This is a genomic window from Lentzea sp. NPDC060358 (genome assembly GCF_042725365.1).
GTDB lineage: Bacteria > Actinomycetota > Actinomycetes > Mycobacteriales > Pseudonocardiaceae > Lentzea.
Window position 1 is genome coordinate 1 of record NZ_JBHXCW010000394.1, and the last position, 4,239, is coordinate 4,239.

Genomic DNA, 4,239 nt, shown 5'->3' on the forward strand with positions numbered 1-4,239 from the left:
TCACTTCTGCCTTGGATTGCAGGGAGGCCAACGCTGCGGCGCAAGGGCTTCTTGTTTTCCGCCAAGCGGTTGCGCGTGCCTTTGCCAACGACAGGACGTCGGAACCGACCGAGCCGCCTCGGCGTTCCCGTCTCCGAGCCAGCTAGTCGAAGGGCGTGCTGTCATGGGCAACCTGGTCTTGTTTTCCGAGCTGCGCCGGCGGCTTGTCGAGCATCTGGATCTTGTGTCGCGGATCGCTGCTGACGGCGATGGCGCGTCCGTGTTGTCCATGGCACGGCACGAAGTTCCGCGGTTGGTGGCCGCCTTGCGCGTGTTCGTTGATGAGCACCAGCCGGACGAGAACGGCTGGTGCAGGAAGTGTCGTGGTGGGCCCGCTTGGCGGAGAGTGCCAGCGCCTTGCCGGATGTTGCTCGACGTTCATCTTGCCGCCCAGGCAGCGACTGCGACGACGCACGAGCGCACGCATTGGCAGCCGAAGAGGCACCGGGCGTGAAGCCCACGGATCAAGAACAGGCTGATGGGACATGGCTCTACAACTGGTCAACGGGAGAGCGAGTCTGGAGGTCCGCGCCTTGAGCCGGACCGTACTGGGCTGGCGGACGAGGCGCGACTGGTCGCTCCTCGAGTTGGGCTCACGGGTTGGCTTCTCGACCGCGAAGTTGTCGCACCTCTGCCGAGCTGCGCAACGCATGTCTCCTAGCGAGGTCGTCGTGGTCGGTGCTGCGTGCGGTGCACCCGATGACGAAGTTGAGCTGTGCATACGGGTTGCGCAGCGAGCCGTTGATCCCCAGATGTGGGATCGGATCAACGGCGACGCTTGGGCTCGGCTTACGTGGACACCGTGGGATGTCCTGGCTGAGGCGACTGAGCTGGTGATCGTGGCTGTGGAGACGCTGCCTGAGCTTGTGCGTACCTGTGGCTATCACGCCGCGCTTGTCACGTCCGGCGCAACGACGAATGACCTCGATCTTGCAAAGCAGCAAGACGCCCTCAGGCGCTTGAGAGTGGGCGCCAAGCAGTCCTCGAAGCTGCGGCGGCTGAACGTTCGACTGGTTGTGACGGAGCAGGCGCTCGGCGGCGTTGGCGATTCGAAGGTGATGGCAGACCAGCTGGAGCACCTGGAGGAGCTGGGCGAGTTGCCCGGCTTTGAGCTTCGAACCGTGGATGGCGATGCAGGGCCCTACTTTGGCATGGGCGTGTCCTTCTCGGTGATGCGGTTCATGGAGAAGCGGTTTGACGACGTTGTTCTCCTGCACACGCTGCACGGTGGCAACACCTGGCTTGAGTCGGCTGCCGAGCGCGATTCCTACGAACGAGTGCTTGTCGCGCTCGACGATGTTGTCCGCACCGAGGAGCTGTCCTTGCTCTGGTTGAACGAGGCCTCGCTGCGGCTTCGGGAACCGGCACGGCATTTGCAGCTGGTTACCGATCAGGCGAGGAGCTAGTTGTGCCGAAGAGGATCTCCACCGCGCGTGGCCGTGAGCTGGGCGCTGGCATACGGGCAGCCATCGCAGGCGCCGGTATGACCGCGCGAGGTGCCGCTGAGGTCATGGATTGGGACGAGGCCAAGGTCTCGGACGTGGTGAACGGCAAGGGTGGCGCCAACCTCGTTGAGATCGCTGCGCTACTCGGTGCCTGCAGGGTCAAAGCGGATGAGCGCGCTCATCTTCTGGGCTTGCACAGTGAGACGGGTGTTGTCGGCTGGTGGCAGCAGCACGGGGTGTGTTCGCCCATCGAGCTTCGTACTGTCGTTGAGAACCTGGCGGTGGCGGAGGCGCTCACCTGCTGGCACACGCACGCGGTGCCGCTGTTCTTGCAAACGGCCGACTACATGCGTGAGGCATTGCGCGCCTCGGCCACCTCGCCGGCCGATGAGTTGGAAGACCGAGTTCAGGCGGGCCTTGCGATGCAGCGACTGCCTCGGCAAGGCACCACTCGCACGTTCTTCATTCACGAGTTGGCGCTGCAGCTTCAGGTTGGTGGTACTGAGGTGCAGGCCGGGCAGTTGCTGCATCTCATGTTCATGGCGAACCGTCCGAACGTCGAGATCCGGATCCTGCCGATCACCCGAGGCGCGCACGCAGGACTCGCAGGGCCGTTCACCCTGCTGACGTTTCCGAAGTACGAACCGCTGGTTTGGGTCGGCACTGAGAACTCAACTCTTCTTGCCGAGTCGCGAGATGCGGTCGCGGGATACGAGACCGTCGTTCGCGCGCTGGACGCGCAGAGTCTCGACGAGGCCGAATCCAAGGACCTGCTTCTCCGCCTGCACGACGTGACGAAGCCATAACGATCGGCGACCGCGTGTCCCAACAAGCCTCGAAATCCGGAGTTCAGGGGTGCTTGAGCGACCACCGCTTGAGCAACTCCGAAGGGAGAGGCCGATGGGTGACAGCGCGGGTTGGTCAGCGCATGGTCCGGCACTTGGGGAGGCGGGTGTACGGCGTTCTGAATCCGCTGGCCCAACCGCCGAGACGCAAAGTCACGTCTCCGCACGTCAGCAGTGGTATCGAGGAAGGCCGACCAAAAGCCGACTGAGGAGTGACAACAAAGGAACTCCACACACTCGTGAACGGCGCAGCGGCCGAGTCGGCGAGCCAGATGCCGCCCTGTGGTTTCGGCTCGTTGAGAGGGATCGGCGGATCCTTGCTCTCTTGCACGAGCACAAGGTGCTCACCACCAACCAGATTGCGGCGATCGAGTTCTCCTCGGTGCGACGTGCTCAGGATCGCCTGCGGCAGCTGCGTGAGCTCGGCGTGGTGTTCGCGTTTCGCGACTCCTACAGCACCGGAGGTACGAGTCAGACGCGGTACGCGCTCGGTTACCGCGGTGCGCGGGTGATCGCTGCACAGCGCGCGGAGAAGCCGCCGGTGGCCGGTGCGTACGCGGACCGGCTGGAGCGACTGGGGTTGTGGCCCAAGCTGGCGCATCAGCTTGGCGTCAACGACTTCTTCTGTGGGCTGGCTGCGTATGCCCGTACTCGGCCGGACGCCGGCCTCACGCAGTGGTGGCCGGAAAAGGTCTGCGCCGACTTCTTCTGGCACGGCGACACCAAGCTCAGGCCCGACGCTTACGGCTGTTGGGATGAGGACGGACGGCGGGTTCGGTTCTTCCTGGAGCACGACACAGGGACCGAACCGCTGTCCAAAGTGGTGGGCAAGCTCGGTGACTACAGCCGGTTCGGCACCGACGTGTTCGGGGTTCTGCTGTTCTCGGTTCACTCATCGCTGCGAGAACGGAACCTTCGCTCGGCGATGCGTCAGCAGCTCGGCTTCGAGAAGCCCGGCTTCGTCATCGCTACAGCGTCTCGTGAGTACGGCCATCCTGATGGACCGGCTGGGCCGATCTGGGCGTTGTGGTCCTTCCAAAACCAGGTTCCGGAACGGCGGCGGCTGGCAGAGCTTCCGCAACGTGGTCCGCGCGTTCCAGAGCACGCATCGCCCATAGGAATCCCCTTCAGTGAAGCGTCATGGGATCCCCAGAACACCACAATGGTCGGACAGATCACGGGAGACGAGAGGCGATGGGGATGAACATTGTTCCGCTGCCTCAGAGACCACCCGTTAGTGACACGGAACCTTTGTGCGACAACGGTTCTGAACATGATGAGTGGCACTACAATCAGATTGGAAACCGCACGAAGAGCTGGGCTTTCTCCTGCCACGTGCGTTATGTCAGCGGCGCCGAAGGCGATCGTCTGCGCGGTGAACTGGCCGCCGTGATCAGAGACCTCCTCGACTGGGCTGCCAGTCAGCGCGCCGACCAGGCCGATACTCAGGAGGCTGCCTGATGAATCAACCGCGGCTGCAGGCCGTACCGTCTGGGCCGTCCGGCCTGTCGGACTACGCGGTCTCACCACTCGGTATGCCGGTTGCGTTGCTGCGCAATGAGGTTCGAGTGGCGTTTCTTGGCCGAACGTCCACCGATGACCAGCAGGACCCGCGTCAGTCCATGCTCCGGCAACTCGGGAACTGCAAGGCGTCCATCCCCGAGTCGTGGGTGATCGTCGCGCACTTCTACGACGTCGAGTCCGGGCGTATGGAGTTGGACCAGCGCGGGCGCGGCGAGAACTACGAGCGGTACGACATCCCGATCGCTCGCGACGGTGGCGTCACAGACCTGCTCGACGAAGCAACGCACAAGGGCGGGTCTGTCAAACGAACGGTGTAACTCGGGTTGAAGGAAACTACTTGCGTCCGGCGGCCAGGCGGCCGTCGAAGGCGATGTCGAACGCGTTGA

At 63.6% G+C, this 4,239-nt stretch carries 6 protein-coding genes; 5 read left to right on the top strand and 1 reads right to left on the bottom strand.

What is annotated here, in order from left to right; genetic code table 11:
• Positions 1-142: 142 nt before the first annotated feature.
• Entirely contained in the window at positions 143-328 is a 186-nt protein-coding gene (locus ACFWGZ_RS39805; RefSeq protein WP_382456768.1) for a hypothetical protein, read from the bottom strand.
• Positions 329-524: 196 nt separating this feature from the next.
• On the opposite strand from ACFWGZ_RS39805, the gene ACFWGZ_RS39810 reads away from it, so the two are divergent.
• The 5 genes from ACFWGZ_RS39810 to ACFWGZ_RS39830 all read left to right on the top strand — a co-directional run bounded on the left by ACFWGZ_RS39810 (position 525) and on the right by ACFWGZ_RS39830 (position 4,170).
• On the top strand, positions 525-1,445 hold the full coding sequence (locus ACFWGZ_RS39810) for a Scr1 family TA system antitoxin-like transcriptional regulator (protein WP_382456769.1): 921 nt from the start codon (positions 525-527) through the stop codon (positions 1,443-1,445).
• Between the two features lie 2 nt (positions 1,446-1,447).
• Entirely contained in the window at positions 1,448-2,290 is an 843-nt protein-coding gene (locus ACFWGZ_RS39815; protein WP_382456770.1) for a DUF5753 domain-containing protein, read from the top strand.
• A gap of 364 nt (positions 2,291-2,654) precedes the next feature.
• Entirely contained in the window at positions 2,655-3,533 is an 879-nt protein-coding gene (locus tag ACFWGZ_RS39820) for a replication-relaxation family protein (RefSeq protein ID WP_382456771.1), read from the top strand.
• Positions 3,524-3,790, top strand: a complete 267-nt coding sequence (locus tag ACFWGZ_RS39825) for a hypothetical protein (protein ID WP_382456772.1) — start codon at positions 3,524-3,526, stop codon at positions 3,788-3,790. The genes ACFWGZ_RS39820 and ACFWGZ_RS39825 overlap by 10 nt, the downstream gene beginning before the upstream one ends.
• On the top strand, positions 3,790-4,170 hold the full coding sequence (locus ACFWGZ_RS39830; RefSeq protein WP_382456773.1) for a hypothetical protein: 381 nt from the start codon (positions 3,790-3,792) through the stop codon (positions 4,168-4,170). Before ACFWGZ_RS39825 ends, ACFWGZ_RS39830 begins: the two co-directional genes overlap by 1 nt.
• The last annotated feature ends 69 nt before the right edge of the window (positions 4,171-4,239 follow it).